This window comes from Ralstonia sp. 1138 (assembly GCF_040544795.1).
In the GTDB taxonomy this organism is placed as follows: domain Bacteria; phylum Pseudomonadota; class Gammaproteobacteria; order Burkholderiales; family Burkholderiaceae; genus Ralstonia; species Ralstonia flatus.
The window spans coordinates 538,717-555,014 of the sequence record NZ_JBEPKQ010000003.1 but is presented as its reverse complement, the minus strand read 5'-3'; the positions used below and the strand labels follow the sequence as shown (position 1 = coordinate 555,014).

Below are 16,298 nucleotides of genomic sequence, written 5' to 3'. Positions count from 1 at the left end.
GTGTGTTCGCTCCAGACTACGTTGGTTACCAATTGGCGCGGGCCGGATACACATCATCGAGCCTGCGCGCTCGGTCTCTTGAATCTCGTACTTGTGTCACGCGGCCAGCGCATACGGCACTGGGGAAATCGCGGGCTTGCGGCCGGCAATCAGGTCGGCCAACAAGCCTGCGCTGCCAAGCGCCAGGGTAAAGCCCAGCGCCCCGTGACCAACATTCAGCCACAGCCCTTGCACCGGCGACACCCCGACCACGGGCACACCGGTTGGCGTTGCAGGCCGCATGCCCGCCCACGGCGCCGCATCGGCACCCGCGTCATTGGCGCGCATGGCACCCGGAAACAGCGCACGCGTTTCGTCATACAGCGTCTGGGCGCGGCGCGTGTCCAGCGCCGTCGACCAACCCACCAGATCGGCCATGCCCGCCACACGCAACGTCTGCCCAATGCGGGCGTAGACGATCTTGCGGGCGGCATCCGTCACGCTGATGACCGGGGCAACATCGCCCTCCCCAAGCGGCAGGCTGATGCTGTAACCCTTCAGCGGATACAGCCCTGCGTCGATGCGCAATGGGCTGAGCAGCCTGGCGCTCGTCACGCCCGCGGCCATCACCACGGCATCAGCGGCAACCTGCTCGCCACCGGCCAGTTTGAGACCGCGCACACGGCGGCCTTCGGTCCACAACGCATCGACACCGGTATTGAAGCGCAGCGTCACGTTCGGTATCGCGCGCAGCCGGTTGAACAGGCCGACGCAGAGTTGGTGGCAATCGGCCACGTCTTCGTCGGGCGTGTAGATGGCGCCGACGATCTGGTCGCGCACGCCGGCAAGCGCGGGCTCGTGGGCGACCGTTTCGTCGGCGGACAGCGCATGCTGCTCGCAGCCGAGCGTCGCCTGATAGCCAACCTGTGCGCGTGCCGATTCAAACGCCGCAGCATCGCGATGTACCACCAGCTTGCCGCGGCGCGCAAAGCTGAACGCCAAATCCGGCGACGCCTCCCGCAACGCTTCCATGCGTGCGCGGCTGTAGAACGACAGCGCGAGCAGCTCACGCGTGGTGCGATCGGCCCGGTCACGATTACAGGCGGCGATGAAGCGCAGCCCCCAACGCAGCAACGCCGGGTCCAGCGAAGGCTTCAGGCGCAGCGGCGAATCGCGGCGCAGCAACCAGCCTGGTACGTGCGAAAGCACGCCGGGGCCGGCCAGCGGCGCCACATAGCTGTAGCTCAGTTGGCCGCCGTTGGCGTAACTGGTGCCCTCGCCCGGACCCGGATGGCGCTCGACCAGGGTGACCTGATGGCCTTCCTGAGCCAGCGCGTGGGCCGTGCTGATGCCGATGATGCCGGCGCCGACGACTGCGATGTGCATGAAGAAGCTGCGTATTTTGGAATGTCGGTGCAGCTTAAGGAGGCGGGCGGTGGTTGGGCAAATGCGGAGTTGTTGGGGGGGATGTTGTGGGGCTATGGGTTTTTGGTGGGTTCTTTTGGACTGGTGGTCCATCCCTTGTTTCATCCCCTGCCGGGGCTGACTCACTTTTCTTTGTCTTGCCAAAGAAAAGTAAGCAAAAGAAAGGCGCGCCCGAGATGGCGAAAGACTCCTTGAATTTCCGTAACCGGGCGGAGAACGGGAAAACTCGCTTCGCTCAGACAGTTCCCGTTCTTTTTTCCGCCCGCTTACGAAAATTCAAGGCGCCATCTAGGGCAGGAACGTCAAAGGCCGAACCGGCGGTGGGGTGAGGTCGGCGTGCTGGGAGCGCACGCCGCATGCGGGAATTGAGTGGTCCGCCGGGGCGAAATTCCGTGCGTGAGCGGCGGGTGATGCAGCGCCGCTCGCTTGCCGCTAGCTCGCCCCGAGCCTGAAGACGCTGACGGCGCGGCGCAGGTTGCCGGATTGCTCCTGCATCGCTTGTGCCGCCGCCGCGGACTCTTCCACCAGCGCGGCATTCTGCTGCGTCACCTGGTCGATCTGGCTGATGGCCTGGCTCACTTGCTCGAGGTTTTGGCTTTGCTCGTCCGATGCCGCTGCAATCTCGGCGATGATGCTCGACACGCCTTCAATGGCCACACTCACGCGGGCCATCGCGGCATGCACGCCCGACGCCTGCTCGGAGCTGAGTTCCACTTTTCCGGTGGATGCCTCGATCAGCTCCTTCACTTCCTTCGCAGCCCCGGATGCGCGTTGCGCCAGCGATCGCACTTCGCCGGCCACCACGGCAAACCCCCTGCCCTGCTCGCCGGCTCGCGCGGCTTCCACGGCAGCGTTGAGTGCCAGGATGTTGGTCTGGAACGCAATACCCTCGATCAGCCCGGTGATCTCGGCAATCTTCTTCGAGGCCGTGCTGACCTCGCTCACCGTTTGCACCATCGCCGTCACTTCAGCGCGTCCGGCTTCCGTCATCTCTTTCGCACTGGCTGCGAGTGACGTGGCCTGACGTGCGTTCTCGGCGTTCCGCTTGACTGCCTCGGTCAGTTCCGTCGTGCTGGCCGCTGTCTCCTCGATGGAGGCAGCCTGTTGCTCGGTGCGCGTGGACAGGTCCATGTTGCCCGCTGCAATCTGGCCTGCGGCGCCGGCCACCGACTCGGTTGCACTGCGGATGCTTCCCACCGTACCCACCAGTTGCTGCGTCATGTCAGCCAGGGCTTGCAACAGCTTGCCGGTCTCGTCGTTCGAGTTGGCAGCGGCCACGCTCGACAGATCCCCTGCTGCCACACGACTTGCAATACCAACCGCCACATGCAATGGCCGCGTGATGCTCACGGTCAGGAAATAGGCAAAGACAAGGCCAAGCACCAGGATCAGCCCTTCCAGCACCATCAACAATGTGCGGCTCTTTGCGGCGCTGGCGTCGATGTCCTTCGCGATATCGTCGATGGTGCGGCGCTGCACTTCCAGCAGCTGACGCATGATGTCTTGGTACGCGTTGGAACCTGGCACGAAGACCTGGTCGAGCACCCGCTGGGCCTCGTCTGGATTGCCCGCCGCCTTGGCCGCATTGATGGCATCCCGCGCGCTCAGATAGCCTTTGCGCAGCTCGCCGATCTTGGCAAACAGCGTCTTCTCTTCCTCGGTGGACAGCAGCGCTTCCACCTTCTTCTGGTACTCGCCCGAGGCCTTCGATGAAGCCGCCGCCTCTTGCGCAAAATACGGCCCCAGTGTGGGATCGGCGCTCTTTGCGACCGCAATCGTGCGGCGGATGCCGACGACCAGATTGGCATACCAGTCGCCAATCAGACGCTCCTTGAGCAGCGGCTCATTCATCATGGCCCGCGTGGCCGTCGCGGCATTGTCCAGACGCCAGATTGCAATGGCGGTGATGACGACGGAAAACGCCAGCACAACGGCAAATCCGAAGGCAAGACGCTTGCCGATTCCCATGTTCCTGATGAGCTGCATTCTGTTCCGTTCCCTTCGCCACCCGCGTGGCCACCTAGGCTGTTTACGGTCTCCGCCGATGCTTCGTCAGCTGTGCCGCAGTCCGGGTGGTGAGTTCAGCGCCGGAGCGGCAGCCAAGCGATGCGCAATAGAGAAAACGAATCGGCCAAGAAATCTGATTGGGCTGAGGGGTGCGAGAAACCATTCCCTCAAAGAGGCCCTTCTTTCCTATCGGATCGAAGTGGAGAATCTGAACCCAACGTCTGAACCCACGTCTGCCGGGCAGTTTTTACTCAGCCAGCTCGGTGCGGGCCGGAAGCCAGCCCGTCACCCTTCGTCACGGCTGCTCTTTACGCGGGACGGGCGGGGCCAGCAGCATACTGGCCGTGAAACACGGCACGTTTTCGTCTCTGGCCACTGCAAGCAGGCGTGCCGCAATGGTTTTTCCCTGCCCCAGCGCGGCTGTCATGGCAGCGTCCGCCGAATCGAAATCGGCCGAGGGGTTATGGAAACGCTCCAGGCGCGGATACATCATCACGTCGTTTTCCCGCGTGCAGACAAAGCCTGTGTACGAATAGCCGAGCCGCCCCTTGGTGCCCGGCACAACGAGCACGTGTATCGCACAGCCGTAGAAATGCTGAATCTGCCAGCCTCGCATCATTTCCCCCGTTTCTCTTTCCATCTCGTTGTGGCTGCCATATCGCTGGCCGCGCTCTCCCGCCGCATCTCCCGGCGTACTACGTGCCGAATCGCCTAGCTGCGGGAGCACGGCAAAAGCAGGCAGCGTGCTGGCCAGGGCCATTCGTAGCCGGTGACAGCGGTGTACCAGGCGGCCAGATAACCATCCACATTCATCACGTCGAACATCACGGCGGCAAAGACGGCGACTGCAAATACGCCCATCACGACGTGGACAAACGGGGCAGCGTGCAATCCGCCGCCCTCGTGCAGCTCTTCTCGGTTTTCCTCACCGGTCTTGCGCGCGTCGCGTGCCACCATGCCCTTCGCTCCAATTCGTCAGGCGGCCATCCAGGACGGACCTCGAACACGGAGCAACACGAGCGCGCTTAGGGCGCGGCGTGCTAGGCAACCTGGAAGTGCTTTACAGATTCCGCCAGCAGGTTGCCCTGCTCTTCCAATGCCTGCGATGCCGCGGCCGCCTCTTCCACCAGTGCTGCGTTGCGCTGCGTCATCTCATCCATTTCGGAAACCGCCGTATGGATCTGCGCAATGCCCTGGCTCTGCTCCGCACTGGCAGACGCAATGTCCTCGATCAGGCGCGTCACGTTGGCCACGGCCGTGGTGACAGATCGCATGGTGTGTCCCGCGCGTCCCACGGCAACATCGCCTTCGCGTACGTGCTCGAGCGACGACTCGATCAGCTCCTTGATTTCCTTGGCTGCAGAAGACGAGCGCTGCGCAAGCGTGCGCACCTCGCTGGCGACCACTGCAAAGCCACGGCCCTGCTCACCGGCACGCGCAGCCTCCACCGCGGCGTTGAGCGCGAGGATGTTGGTCTGGAAGGCGATCCCCTCGATGAGCGCGGTGATCTCGTTGATGCGGACCGAACCTGCGCTGATCTTGCCCATGGTCTCGACCATGTTGTCGACCTCGTTACTGCCTTGCCGGGCAACGTCCGAGGCGTTGACGGCCAGCGTGGCCGCCTCCCGCGCATTGGCGGCGTTTTGCTGCACCGTGGTGGTCAGTTCTTCCACGCTGGAGGCCACCTCTTCCAGTGCCGACGCCTGCTCTTCCGTGCGGCTCGACAAATCCACATTGCCACTGGCGATCTGGCTGGAGCCAGCAGAAACCGACTGCGCCGAATCGCTCACCCGGCCGATGAGCGTGCCCAGCCCGTCGCAGATCTGCTTCATTGACGACAGCACGCTTCCATTGGGCGCGACGTTGAATGCTTCCTGCGCACGAAAATCGCCGCCTGCAATGCGGGTGGCAATGACTGCAAGACTTGCGGGTTCCGCGCCAAGGGCACCCAGCACGCTTCGCGCAATGGCGACGCCCAGCACGCCGGCGGCTGCGAAAGCAAACACGCCCACGGCCACAGCAATCCACATCGCGGTGGTTGCATACGCCTGCGCTGCCTCCACAGCATCGACCGATCGCTTGGATACGAACGTCTCATACGTTTCTACAGCGTCGTCCAGCGCGGCAAGCAGCGGCACGCATTCCCGATTGATCTTGTCGATTGCGGCGTCGCGATGCCCCGTCTCGCCCAACTGCGCAATGGCCAGCGCAACAGGGCCGTACTTGTTCTCAACCGCGCGAATGGCAGCCACCAGGGCGCGAGTCTGGTCGGTGGCATCGGGGCCATTCTTCGCTTCTTCTTCCAGGCGTGTCAGTTGGCGTTGCACCTCTGCATGGGCTTTGGCGATGGCGTCTGAGGCAGTGCGCCGGTCTGCATCCGTATCGGCAAGCACCAGGTTGCGCGCGGCAACGGCCCTTCGTTCGACTTCCACCTGCACCGCGGCTACAAGCTTCGACCTGAAGTAAAGCCCGCGCTCGAAATTCCCAAACTTCGTACTGATTGCATTCAACTGAAAGCACGTCATGGTGGCGACGATGGCTACCAGAACTGCGAGTGCCGCGAACGCGGAAAAGAGTTGTGTCTTGACCTTCATGCTGCTCCCCAATTTCAAAAGAAAGTCTTTCTCTGAAGACGTTTATGCAAGCCGCCGTGCGGCCTGTACCGTTCAAGCTGCGTTGCCCGACAACGTTGCGTCGTGGTGCCTCTGCCCTCCTGGTTTCATTGCTGGGTCATGCGCTTGACTGTGCGGCTTGCGTGGCCCCATCGCGTGAATCGCTCTGCGGCATAAAGACCGCAAAGACGAGGACTGCCGCAACGCCCACCGCCGAAAGCGCAAAGAACGCGGCTGCAAAGCCAAAGCGGTCCACCAACAGGCCGCTGGTGAGATTGCTGAGTGCCGCACCGATGCCCAAGCCCAACGAGACGGCGCCTTGCGCCAGGTTGAAGCGCCCAGTGCCGCGCATAAGATCGGAAAGCATGACCGTGATCACCACGCCAAAGATGCCGGCGCTCACACCATCCAGAAGCTGGATGGCAATGACGGCGTAAGGACTGCTCGTGAGTGCAAACAGAACGCCGCGTACCGGCAGCACCGCCAGCGCCGCAAGGAACAGCTTCTTCTGGCCGACCCCGGCCTTGATGGCACGACCGACACCGGCAGCCACCACCACCATCACCAGCTGCGCCGCGATCACGCAGGCGCCCAGCCACAGAACGCCCTTGTGCGGCGCTTCTACGGCAATCATCTGTCCCGCCAGCGGCAGCATGGCCGCATTGCTCAAATGGAACAGCACGACGGTGGCGAGCAGCACCAGCAGATCGCGCCGTTTGAACACGTCCGGAATGGGCTGCGGTTGCCCGCTCCCGCCTTGCGGGTGCAGCGCTTCGCTGCCGCGCGCGACCTCATAGTCGATGTCGGCCGGCCGTATGAGTGCCACCGCGCAGGCACTGGCCACAGAGAACGCGCAGACGATATAGAAGAGCCACAGCGTGCCTGCGTAGTGCGTGACGGTGGCGGCCAGTACCGCGCCGCTGAAGTTGCCGGCGTGGTTGAAGACCTCGTTGCGGCTCACGCGTGCGGGCAACCGGCGGTGGCCGACGATCCCAAGGCTCAACGATGCAAGGCACGGCCCGATGACCGCCGAGACCAACGCCAGCGCAATCTGCGCGTACAAGATGACGGACCAGGTAGGCGACCATGCGATCAGCATGCAACCGAGTCCGATCACACCGGCGGAGATGGCCATCATGGCGCGCTTGGCGCGCACAGCGTCGACCAGCATGCCCGCCGGTATCTGCGCAACGGCACCGGCGAGCCCGCTTGCACCCACGACAAGACCGATGTCCGCCGAAGACCACTGTTGCGTCCCCTTCAGGAACACCGCCAGGAACGGCCCGACGCCGTCCCGGACGTCAGCCATCAGGAAGCTGAGTGCGTCGAGGCCCCGCAAGCTGCGTGTGGAAGCGGTACGGCGGCCGCGCAGCTCCAGGTTGGTGTTGGTGGCGACGGAATGCATCGTCATCGGGCGGCGCTCGCCCGGTCTGTCCGGGTAGCTGGAGGGGCAATGCCGTCGCTGGCCAACGCAATCTTGTCCACATCGAGCGTACTGGCCAGCGCACTTGCGACGAGTTCTCCCCACGCGTGCACCCGGGTGCCCGGTGTGAAATAGCTCGACGCGTCTTCAGCGGCGCGCACGGCCATGCGCAGCGAAGTACCACCGCCCAGCAACGCGCCGCGCGGTTCGCCCTTTGGGCCATAGAGCGGCAGCACCACCGTACCGATCATGTCGACCGGTACCCGTTCAACGTCTCGCTCGTTATCGTTGTGACGGCCCCGATTGTGCTGGGATTCGTCGTCGACGATGGTCTTGCCGCTCTCGGCTTCAATCGCAACCACCGACATCACGTCGAGCCTGAGCGGCGCAACGCCCTTCACGCGTACCGTGTCGCCTTGCATGACATGCGTCGCAACGGTTGCCGACAAGTGCGGCGGGAAATACACCTGCCAGATACCGTCGAGAATGAAGCCGTCCAGGTCCCCGTGTTCGTTCATCAGGAATTGCGTAACAGTGCCGTGTGCTTCAGTCGGTCGTGCCGGGTCGATCGGATGCATCGGTCACGCTTCAATCAAGTGGGATGTGGAAAAGCGGCCGTGAAGTTGCGCCGTCTTGCAGACCCGACCTGGAGCGGCGGCCTGCAGAACAGTGCGGTACTGGGCGCGTCTGCTCTTGCAGGACAGGCGCTATGGGAGGGGGCAGGATCGACGGGCACGGCACGACATGCGCGTTGCGAAGCGCGCGCGGGGGACGCGCAGCATGTCGAGCTTGAGGGGTGGACTGGATTCGTTGCATGGTTCACTCCCGTCGCGGGGCGGCGACTCCATTGCAAACGCTGTGCCATCCCAACGGCCTTGATAGGACAAGGCCCCCGTGGCAAGTCGCGCCCGGGTCTGTCCGTTTGCTTGACACCCGAGTGTCTGATTTCTTGACGGGCTAGCTCAACCCGAGCGCCGCCATCTTGGTATAGAGGGACTGCCTGCTGATGCCCAGCCGGCGCGCAGCATCGGCCCGATTGCCGTTCGCCAGCGCGAGCGCATGGGTGATGATCGCCCGCTCCACACGTTCCACCGCCTCCGCAAGCGGAAGTTCGATAAGCTCGGCAGGCCATGCACAGCCGTGCACTGCAGGCGGCTTGCGCAGGAACTGCAGATCGTCTGCCGTGATGGCAGGCCCGGGCGCCAGCGAGCAGACGCGCTCCATGGCGTTCTTCAGCTCGCGCACGTTGCCGGGCCACGCGTGCTCGACAAGCAGGCGCTGCGCCTCGGCGGAAAGGTGCATGGGGCGCTCCGTCGCGCGCACAGCCGAAGCGAGGAAATACTCAGCCAGGGGAACGATATCGGCCACGCGCTCGCGCAGGGGCGGCAGATGAAGCGCGACAACATTGAGCCGGTAGAGCAGGTCCTGGCGGAACTGGCCCGCTGCCACCATCGCATCGAGATCGCGATGCGTGGCGGCCACCACTCGCAGGTCGATCGCTACGGCCCGGTTGGTCCCCAGCGGCGTCACCTGACGCTCCTGCAACGTGCGCAGCAGCTTCGCCTGCATGGCGGTGGGCATGTCGCCGATTTCATCGAGCAGCAACGTACCGCCATTGGCGGCCACTAGTCTGCCGACGCGGTCCGAGGTGGCATTGGTGAATGCGCCCTTGCAATGCCCGAACAGTTCACTTTCGAGCAGATCATGCGGAATGGCGGCGCAATTGACGGCAACGAACGGGCCGCCCCGCCGACTGGAACAAGCATGGAGCACGCGCGCCGCCACTTCCTTGCCTGTTCCTGTCTCACCGGTGATGAGCACCGTGGCGTCGGTCATGGCAGCCCGGCCGAGCAACTTCTGCACGGTCCGCATCGCGGCGCTGATACCCAGCAGTTGAGGTCGGTCGGCTTCGGGCGCATCCACGAACGGCGCGCCGTTGTCAGACGACCCGGCGCACGGCTGATTGGCGGAGAAGATCCGCTCTAGCAGCACAGCAATGTCGCGGCGTCCGACCGGTTTTGTCAGATGCTCAAAGGCGCCCAGGCGCATCGCGCCGATGGTGTTGTCGCAACTGGCGTATGCAGTGAGCATGACGACCGGAAGCGCCTTCAGCGCGGGCTTTTCGCGCAGCGCCTCGAGCACATCGAGGCCATTCAGATCGGGCAAGCGGAAATCGAGAAACACGCACTCGGCGCTCAACCCGTCGCCCAGCATCTGCAGCGCGGCCTTTCCGGACACGGCCTCCACCACGTGATGCCCGAGATCGGTCAGGGTTTCGGTCAGGCCCTCGCGGAATGCTTTGTCGTCGTCGACTACGAGGATGGTTGCCATGGCACTTCCATTACGAATGAGGTGGTCTCGGACGTCTCGTCCAGCCATGCCCGGCCGCCGTGTGCAGCGGCGATCTCGCTCACCACGGCCAGGCCAAGCCCCGAGCCATCCGGACGCCCCGTCACGAAAGGCTCGAAGATGTGGTCGCGATGCTCAGGCGGCACACCCGGGCCATTGTCGGATACGGTGATCCTGAGGCGCGGCCGCCTGCCGAGGTCGGTGCGACTTGCATGGGCCGTCACCGAGCCACCGGGGCCTGCATGGCGGATCGCGTTGATCAGCAGGTTGTCGAGCGCCCGCCGCAATTGTTCCTGATCGAAGCGTGCCGAGCCCGGCAGCGCGCCGCCGCCCGCTCCTCCGATGTCGCACGTGGAAACCAGGGTCACGCGCCTTTGCTGCGCAAGCTCCTGATGCGCGCCGACGACGCCGTCCATCCACCGCGCCACATCGGCTTCTTGCACGTGCAGGCGCACGGGCTGTGTCAGCGCCAGCAGGCTGGTCAATTGTGTTTCGATGCGGCCGATCTGCTCGAGGATGACGCGAAGCGCTTCCTGGTGGCGTGTGCTGTCGCCGGCCAGGGCGTTCTCCGCCTTGAGCCGCATGGCCCCGGTCGGGTTACGGATCTCGTGTGCGACCTGCGCGGCCAGCTTGCCGAGCACGCTGAACCGCTCAGCCTGTGCCAGCCGCTGCCCCAATCTGGCCGTCTCATGCTGCAGGGCTTCCGCACGCGCCACGTAACCATTGAACGCATCGACGATGCGATCGAGATCCGGTTCCCCCACCAGCGGCAGGCGCGTACCGTCACCACGGGGCGGCAAGGCCATTTCGAGTTGCCCGAGTTGACGCTTCCAGCGGCGCAGCACAACCCCAAAGGCCACTGCGGTTACGAGGATCCCTACCAGCACAACGGCAAGGCCGGTCACCAGCTCTCGGCCCGTTTGTCCAAGCGCGGGCTGGGCTCGCGTCATGGTCCAGACGAACATGTCTTGGTGGTCCTGGATCGGGCACGCTGCCACAACCACGGCATCGTGCCCGGTCACCACGGCGTCTGTGGCGGCCTGCTGCCCTTGAAGGCCGGCTTGCAACGTGCGGAGGATCAGCGGTATTTCCGCCTCTGGAATGTCCCGCTTGATACCGCTGCCCTGGTAGGTCGGGAATGAATAAGCGAGAAAGCCGTTCTGGCTGAGCGCCGCGCGCGATGACCAGAACCCGCCCTCCACGCCCGGCGCCGAGGCCAGAACGACGTCGAGAATGCCGCGCATCAGGTCGGCACTGGCAACTGCATCCGCCGGCAGTATCGATTGACGATAGCGCGACGCAACGGCTTCACAGGTTGCCGTGGCTTGCAGCTTTGCGCTCGCCACGTGCCGGTCTGCCGCAGAGCGGGCCATCACCCAGACGACCACGAGAAGCGTGGCGCAGATGATGGCGACAAGCCCCCACAGGACAGCGAGCTGGGCGGAGAACGACGGACGTTTCATCGGGATGACCATGACGGCACAGCAGAACGATTGAACCGGTTCTTGGCCGTGAACAGGCGGGAAGCAATGCGAGCGGGGTCGAACATCGACACCTTGAAAGATGCGAACCAGTCGGCCAGCTCAATGCGACCTGAATGTTGGTTTGTCCTGGCATTCATTGAACCGCGCTCAAAGAAGAGTTTCTCTCGGGGGGCCTTTCATCCGCCTTGCAGCATGCCCGTATCTCGGCCCGGCACAGTGCGCGTGCGCTCATCCCGCTGTCATGACAGACACGCAACCGGCGCTGGGGATCCCGGTCAAGGCCTCCAATCTAGCCGACGGCACCACGCGCGAGGGTTTGCGCAAATGCAATCGACACGGGGCCAAGCAAATTCAATCGAATCTGCCGATTCACCTTCCATAGCAGCGTTTTCTAGCAAACGTGCTGATTTAAACGCCATCGTTGTGAGGCATTCGCCCTCTCGGCATGTACGGCTGTCGAGCAAAAAGCTCGGGCCGTCGAGTTCAGAACGCCATCCGCCGAGCGAAAAGCTCCGGCCGCCGAGCTCCGAGCTCCATTCACCGAGCAAAAAGCTCCGACCGCCGAGCTCTGAGCTCCATTCACCGAGCAAAAAGCCCCGACCCCCGAGCTCTGAGCTCCATTCACCGAGCAAAAAGCTCCGACTGCCGAGCTCTGAGCTCCATTCGCCGAGCAAAAAGCTCCGACCGCCGAGCTCAGAGCTCCATTTGCCGAGCAAAAAGCTCGGGCAGTCGAGTTCGGAACCCCATTCGCCGAGTGCAAAGCCTCAACCGTCGAGGTCGGAGCTCGAAATTTTCGAGCAAAAAGTGCCGATGGCCGAACTCGAACCCCCACGCGTGGACCACAAAGCCCGGGGCGCCGGCCTCCAAGCCCCGATGACGGAGCAAAAAGCGCCATGGTGTTGCCGCTAAAAGCAGCACGCGCAGAGCAAAAAGCCTCGCGGCTGGCGCTTGGAGCGCCGTGCGCGAGGCTTGAGGGGCCATGACCGGAGGTTGAAGCGTCGGGCGCGAGCGTCCGGACGGCGGCCGTGGCTGTCGGCAGGTCTTACTGCAGCATGAACGTCTCGTATTCCAGCCGATCGAGCTTGCGGTCCAGGATCACGAGGCTGGCCATCACGACCAACAGCAGCGAGACGGCAAATCCGTACCCGTACCAGGCGGGGCCAAGCTGCAGCGTCATCCAGGTCAGCGCGCCGTTGAGCACCACAAACGCCGCCGTCAGCGCCAGCACCACGCGGCGCCGGTCGAGGTAGAAGAAGATGTTCACCACGCCCAGAAACACCACCTGCAAGCTCGCGGCAATGGTGTCGACATACAGCAGCGGCAGGTACAGCTCGGAAATCTGCAACGCGCGCAGCACCGAGGCGCCCACGGCAAACAGCACCAGCGCGGCCATGGCCTGGATCTTCACGATCTCGTACAGGCCCGCGCGGATGGTCTGCACCATCGTGTTGCGCATGTCTTCGATGTGCTCAAGCGATGCCCCGCCCCGCACGGCGTCGTAGAAGGCGTCGTAGTACTCGACGAAATCCGTCTCGATGCGCACCAGGAACACAGCCATGCCGGGAATGATGCCGAGGTACGCCAGGAACACCGGAATGTCGTAGATGACCGACGCATTCAGCGGGCCGATCACCTGCTGCCCCGTGCCGGGCGCATACCAGAACATGAACTTGTCGAGCCAGATGCCGAGGTTGTACAGCAGCCCGATCAGCATGAGCGACGGGTACGCGAACCGCCGGTCGAACACCTCGAACGACAGGAAGCGCCGGCCGCTGAAATTGCGGTAGATGAGCGCGGCCATGCCGATGAGCAGGCACAGCTGCCCCGTGACGAAGCCCAGCAACAGCCCTTCGAGCCCCAGCCGGTTGAACAGCAGCGCCAGCAGCACGGTGAGCGTGTAGCCGATCAGGAAGATCCACACGATCGCCTTGTACTGCTTCATGCCCGACAGAAAGATCACCGCGATCCAGATGTTGGCCATGACCACGAAACCGGCCAGCATCAGCAGCCGGTAGATGGCCGATTGCTGCGGAAACGCAAAGAGGATGACGAGCAGCCCCAGACCGCCCGCGACCAGCGTCATCACGAGCGACACGGCGTGGTAGTTGGGCAGGATCAGGTCGTCGCGCTTCTCGAACAGGCGGTCGGACGTAAAGCGCGTGAAGGCAAGCTGCAGCGGCCCGGTCAGGATCAGGCTCACCGCAATCAGGTAGGTGACCGACACCTGGAACTGCGTGATGAGCGAGCCGGGAATGACGAACGGCAGGCTCAGGATACCGATCAGCAGAATCCCGACGATGGAGAGAATCCACGGCCCGGAACTGATGATGCCGGCGTAGGTATAGGCACGCAGCAGCCCGAGCAGGCTGTCGCGCTTGAGCATCTTGCGCAGCTCAAAACCAATGCCGGCCATCAGCGGGCTCCCTCTTGCGGCGTGTTCTGCTGGGCGTGGTACGGGCACGCCGCCGCGGCAGCCTTCACACCGTGCTCGGTGCTCAGGTCGGGCATCGTCTGCAGACGCGTGTACAGCTCGCGGTAACTGCCGACCATCATTTCTTGCGTGTAGTAACGCTCGACGCGGGCAATGCCGGCCGCCTGGGCCGCATGCCAGCGCGTTTCATCGCGCAGCAGCGTCAGCACTTCAGCCGCCAGGGCGGCCGGGTCGGCAATGCGCACCACGGCGCCGGCCGCGCCCAGCGCCGCGTCTTCGCCCTCCAGGCCGAACAGCAGCTGCCGGCACGAACCCACATCCGTGGTGACGGACGGCACGCCGGCGGCAAACCCTTCCAGCACCACGAGCGGCAGCGCCTCGCTGATCGAACTCAGCACGAGCACGCCCACCTTCGGCAGGATGTCGTCGATCTTCTGGAAGCCCAGGAACTTGATGCGGTCGCCCAGGCCCAGGCTTTCAGCCAGGCTGTGGCATTCCTGCGCGTATTCCGGATCTTCGTCTTCCGGGCCGGCAATCCAGCCTTCCGCGTCGGGCATCTCGCGCGTGATGGTCAGCATCGCGCGGATGAACGTCTTCACGTCCTTGATGGGCACGACCCGGCCGATCAGGCACATCACGCGCGGCACGCTGGCTTGCCGCTTCTCGCGCAGCGCGGCCAGGCGCGGCAGGTTGATGCCGTTGGGAATGCTGCGCGTCTTTTCGGCCGGCGCGCCGTCGATGACCTGCCGCTGCCGGTTGCCTTCGTACAGCGCGACGATGTCTTCGGCCGCGTCATAGCAGACCCGGCCCATGGTCTCGAAAAAGCGCACCCACAGGTCGCGGAAGTAGCTGATCTGCGCGATGTCCTTTTCGAAGATGCTGCGGTTGTCACGGATCCACTGGCTCTGGAACAGGTCGATCTTGCGTTCCTTCGTGTAGATGCCGTGCTCCGACACCAGCAGCGGCCGCCCGCGCCTGTAGCGCAGCAGCGCGCCCAGGAACCCCGCATAGCCCGTCGAGATGGTGTGGAACACCTTCACCGGGATGAGGTTTTCTGCAATGCGCACAAGCTGCCACAGCGGCTTGTGCATGATGCGCACAGTCCAGAAGTAGTCGGTGAACGACGGGTCGGTGCAATAGCGCCGGTAGTAGTCCGTCATCATGTCCCACGCGCGGTGGCTGTAGAGGAACTGTTCCTCGGCCAGCGGGCCGTCGTCGCGCAGGTCGGCGATCGAGGCACGGATCAGCTCGGCCGTCTCGTCCTTGTTGGCGGGGTTGCGCAGCGCGTCGTGCAGCTTGCGCGAGCGCTCGAACGCGGCGGCATCGCCACCACTGGCCTGCACCAGCGGCGGCGGCGGAAAGTCGTACAGGTAGTGGCACTCCAGGTGCACCACGTTGTCGGGAATCGCGTAGACGGGCTTGCCGTAGTCCTCGCGGCGGCTGCCGATGAAGACGATGGCAAAGCGGATGTCCGGAAACGCCCGGATCATCTGGTTGACCCAGCTCGACACCCCGCCGCTCACGTAGGGAAAGGTCCCTTCGAGCAGCAGCGCGACATCGGCCGACTGGGCGCGAGGAAATTGGTCGTTGCTCATGATGTCCAGTAGCGCAACAGCGGGCGCAGCAACGGCAGCGGAGACCGGCTGGAGAACTGCGCCAGCGCGGCGCGCGCGCCGGCATAGTCGCGGCGCAGGTAGCAGGCTTCGGCCAGCGGCGGCAGCAGGCGGTCGCGCGGGAAGCCGAGGGATTCAGCGCGGCGCAGATGGGACTCGGCCACGTCGGGCTCGCGGCGCGACAGGGCAAGCCGGCCGCGCATGTACCACAGCGCGGCGTTGTCCGGCTGGATGTCGAGCGCGGCGCTGGCATAGCGCTCGACCTGCTCGGCGGTGTAGCGGTACACGTCGCCCTGCACCAGGTTCTGGTAGATCAGCTCCCAGTACAGGTCGGCCAGGCGCTTGTTGATCTCGTAGCGTGCCTCGGGCGTGGTGGCTTCTTCCAGGCGCGGCAGCTCGGCCAGGATCTTCTGCGTGAGCACCTTCTCGGCGTTGTCGAGCATGCCGTAGGCCAGCAGGCGAATATCGTCCACCGGGTCGGCCAGCAGGTCACGCAGCACAGGGCTGGCGGTGCGCGTGGGCATCGACTGCATGGCCACCAGCGCAGTCATGCGGCTTTGCACCGGCGCGCGCTCGTTGCTGAGCTGTGCACGCAGCCGCGCGCCGCCGCCGTGCGTTACGCGCGAGATCAAATGCGCCACGAACACCGGCAGACCGATCTCGGCAATGTCCTTGTCGTCTTCGGGCTTGGGGAACAGCTTGCCCAGCAGCAGGCTGCCGAGCACCAGCAGGCCACCGGCCACCGGCACGAAAAAGCACAGCGCCGTCAGGTAGCCATACGTCCACACGAACGGCACGCGATAACGGCGCGGCAGCAGGCGCCACGCAGCCAGGCCGATCAGCGCCGCGGCGGTGCCCTGCAGCATCAGGCACGACAGCAGCAGCGCAAGGCTGTTGCCGGCATGCAGTGCCATCACCACTGCCGCAATCTGGGCCGAGATGCCGCCGAGCGTGAGCTTAAACATGGTCGATCCG

12 protein-coding genes are annotated in these 16,298 nt (G+C 64.2%); all 12 read right to left on the bottom strand.

Annotated elements, in window-relative coordinates; translation table 11 throughout:
- Positions 1-96 precede the first annotated feature (96 nt).
- Positions 97-1,365, bottom strand: a complete 1,269-nt coding sequence (locus ABIC76_RS15435; RefSeq protein WP_354534499.1) for a D-amino acid dehydrogenase — start codon at positions 1,363-1,365, stop codon at positions 97-99.
- Positions 1,366-1,836: 471 nt separating this feature from the next.
- Positions 1,837-3,390, bottom strand: coding sequence for a methyl-accepting chemotaxis protein (locus ABIC76_RS15430; protein ID WP_354534498.1), 1,554 nt, complete (start codon positions 3,388-3,390; stop codon positions 1,837-1,839).
- 316 nt (positions 3,391-3,706) lie between these two features.
- Complete coding sequence (locus ABIC76_RS15425) at positions 3,707-4,171, bottom strand: hypothetical protein (protein ID WP_354534497.1); 465 nt, start codon at positions 4,169-4,171, stop codon at positions 3,707-3,709.
- Positions 4,123-4,368 carry a hypothetical protein gene (locus tag ABIC76_RS15420; RefSeq protein ID WP_354534496.1) on the bottom strand — a complete coding sequence of 82 codons (246 nt, stop codon included), beginning with the start codon at positions 4,366-4,368 and terminating at the stop codon, positions 4,123-4,125. The genes ABIC76_RS15425 and ABIC76_RS15420 overlap by 49 nt, the downstream gene beginning before the upstream one ends.
- A gap of 83 nt (positions 4,369-4,451) precedes the next feature.
- A complete protein-coding gene (locus tag ABIC76_RS15415) occupies positions 4,452-6,005 on the bottom strand; it encodes a methyl-accepting chemotaxis protein (RefSeq protein WP_354534495.1) in 1,554 nt (517 codons plus the stop codon).
- Positions 6,006-6,141: 136 nt separating this feature from the next.
- Positions 6,142-7,434 carry an MFS transporter gene (locus ABIC76_RS15410; RefSeq protein ID WP_354534494.1) on the bottom strand — a complete coding sequence of 431 codons (1,293 nt, stop codon included), beginning with the start codon at positions 7,432-7,434 and terminating at the stop codon, positions 6,142-6,144.
- On the bottom strand, positions 7,431-7,964 hold the full coding sequence (locus tag ABIC76_RS15405) for a hypothetical protein (protein ID WP_354534493.1): 534 nt from the start codon (positions 7,962-7,964) through the stop codon (positions 7,431-7,433). Before ABIC76_RS15405 ends, ABIC76_RS15410 begins: the two co-directional genes overlap by 4 nt.
- 439 nt (positions 7,965-8,403) lie before the next feature.
- The gene (locus tag ABIC76_RS15400) at positions 8,404-9,777 is read right to left on the bottom strand and encodes a sigma-54-dependent transcriptional regulator (RefSeq protein ID WP_354534492.1); all 1,374 of its coding nucleotides are present in this window, start codon (positions 9,775-9,777) and stop codon (positions 8,404-8,406) included.
- Positions 9,759-11,258: an ATP-binding protein gene (locus ABIC76_RS15395; RefSeq protein ID WP_354534724.1), complete on the bottom strand. Its 1,500-nt coding sequence runs from the start codon at positions 11,256-11,258 to the stop codon at positions 9,759-9,761. Before ABIC76_RS15395 ends, ABIC76_RS15400 begins: the two co-directional genes overlap by 19 nt.
- Before the next feature lie 1,063 nt (positions 11,259-12,321).
- A complete protein-coding gene (pelG, locus tag ABIC76_RS15390; RefSeq protein ID WP_092969166.1) occupies positions 12,322-13,692 on the bottom strand; it encodes an exopolysaccharide Pel transporter PelG in 1,371 nt (456 codons plus the stop codon).
- Positions 13,692-15,305, bottom strand: coding sequence for a GT4 family glycosyltransferase PelF (gene pelF, locus ABIC76_RS15385; RefSeq protein ID WP_354534491.1), 1,614 nt, complete (start codon positions 15,303-15,305; stop codon positions 13,692-13,694). The genes pelG and pelF overlap by 1 nt, the downstream gene beginning before the upstream one ends.
- The gene (locus ABIC76_RS15380) at positions 15,302-16,288 is read right to left on the bottom strand and encodes a tetratricopeptide repeat protein (protein WP_004631158.1); all 987 of its coding nucleotides are present in this window, start codon (positions 16,286-16,288) and stop codon (positions 15,302-15,304) included. The genes pelF and ABIC76_RS15380 overlap by 4 nt, the downstream gene beginning before the upstream one ends.
- Between the last annotated feature and the right edge of the window lie 10 nt (positions 16,289-16,298).

What these genes read in the sequence shown, in the direction of transcription:
- ABIC76_RS15435 (WP_354534499.1), bottom strand. Translation starts at nt 1,365, where the DNA reads ATGCACATCGCAGTCGTCGGCGCCGGCATCATCGGCATCAGCACGGCC.
- ABIC76_RS15430 (WP_354534498.1), bottom strand. Translation starts at nt 3,390, where the DNA reads ATGCAGCTCATCAGGAACATGGGAATCGGCAAGCGTCTTGCCTTCGGA.
- ABIC76_RS15425 (WP_354534497.1), bottom strand. Translation starts at nt 4,171, where the DNA reads ATGGCCCTGGCCAGCACGCTGCCTGCTTTTGCCGTGCTCCCGCAGCTA.
- ABIC76_RS15420 (WP_354534496.1), bottom strand. Translation starts at nt 4,368, where the DNA reads ATGGTGGCACGCGACGCGCGCAAGACCGGTGAGGAAAACCGAGAAGAG.
- ABIC76_RS15415 (WP_354534495.1), bottom strand. Translation starts at nt 6,005, where the DNA reads ATGAAGGTCAAGACACAACTCTTTTCCGCGTTCGCGGCACTCGCAGTT.
- ABIC76_RS15410 (WP_354534494.1), bottom strand. Translation starts at nt 7,434, where the DNA reads ATGACGATGCATTCCGTCGCCACCAACACCAACCTGGAGCTGCGCGGC.
- ABIC76_RS15405 (WP_354534493.1), bottom strand. Translation starts at nt 7,964, where the DNA reads ATGAACGAACACGGGGACCTGGACGGCTTCATTCTCGACGGTATCTGG.
- ABIC76_RS15400 (WP_354534492.1), bottom strand. Translation starts at nt 9,777, where the DNA reads ATGGCAACCATCCTCGTAGTCGACGACGACAAAGCATTCCGCGAGGGC.
- ABIC76_RS15395 (WP_354534724.1), bottom strand. Translation starts at nt 11,258, where the DNA reads ATGAAACGTCCGTCGTTCTCCGCCCAGCTCGCTGTCCTGTGGGGGCTT.
- pelG (WP_092969166.1), bottom strand. Translation starts at nt 13,692, where the DNA reads ATGGCCGGCATTGGTTTTGAGCTGCGCAAGATGCTCAAGCGCGACAGC.
- pelF (WP_354534491.1), bottom strand. Translation starts at nt 15,305, where the DNA reads ATGAGCAACGACCAATTTCCTCGCGCCCAGTCGGCCGATGTCGCGCTG.
- ABIC76_RS15380 (WP_004631158.1), bottom strand. Translation starts at nt 16,288, where the DNA reads ATGTTTAAGCTCACGCTCGGCGGCATCTCGGCCCAGATTGCGGCAGTG.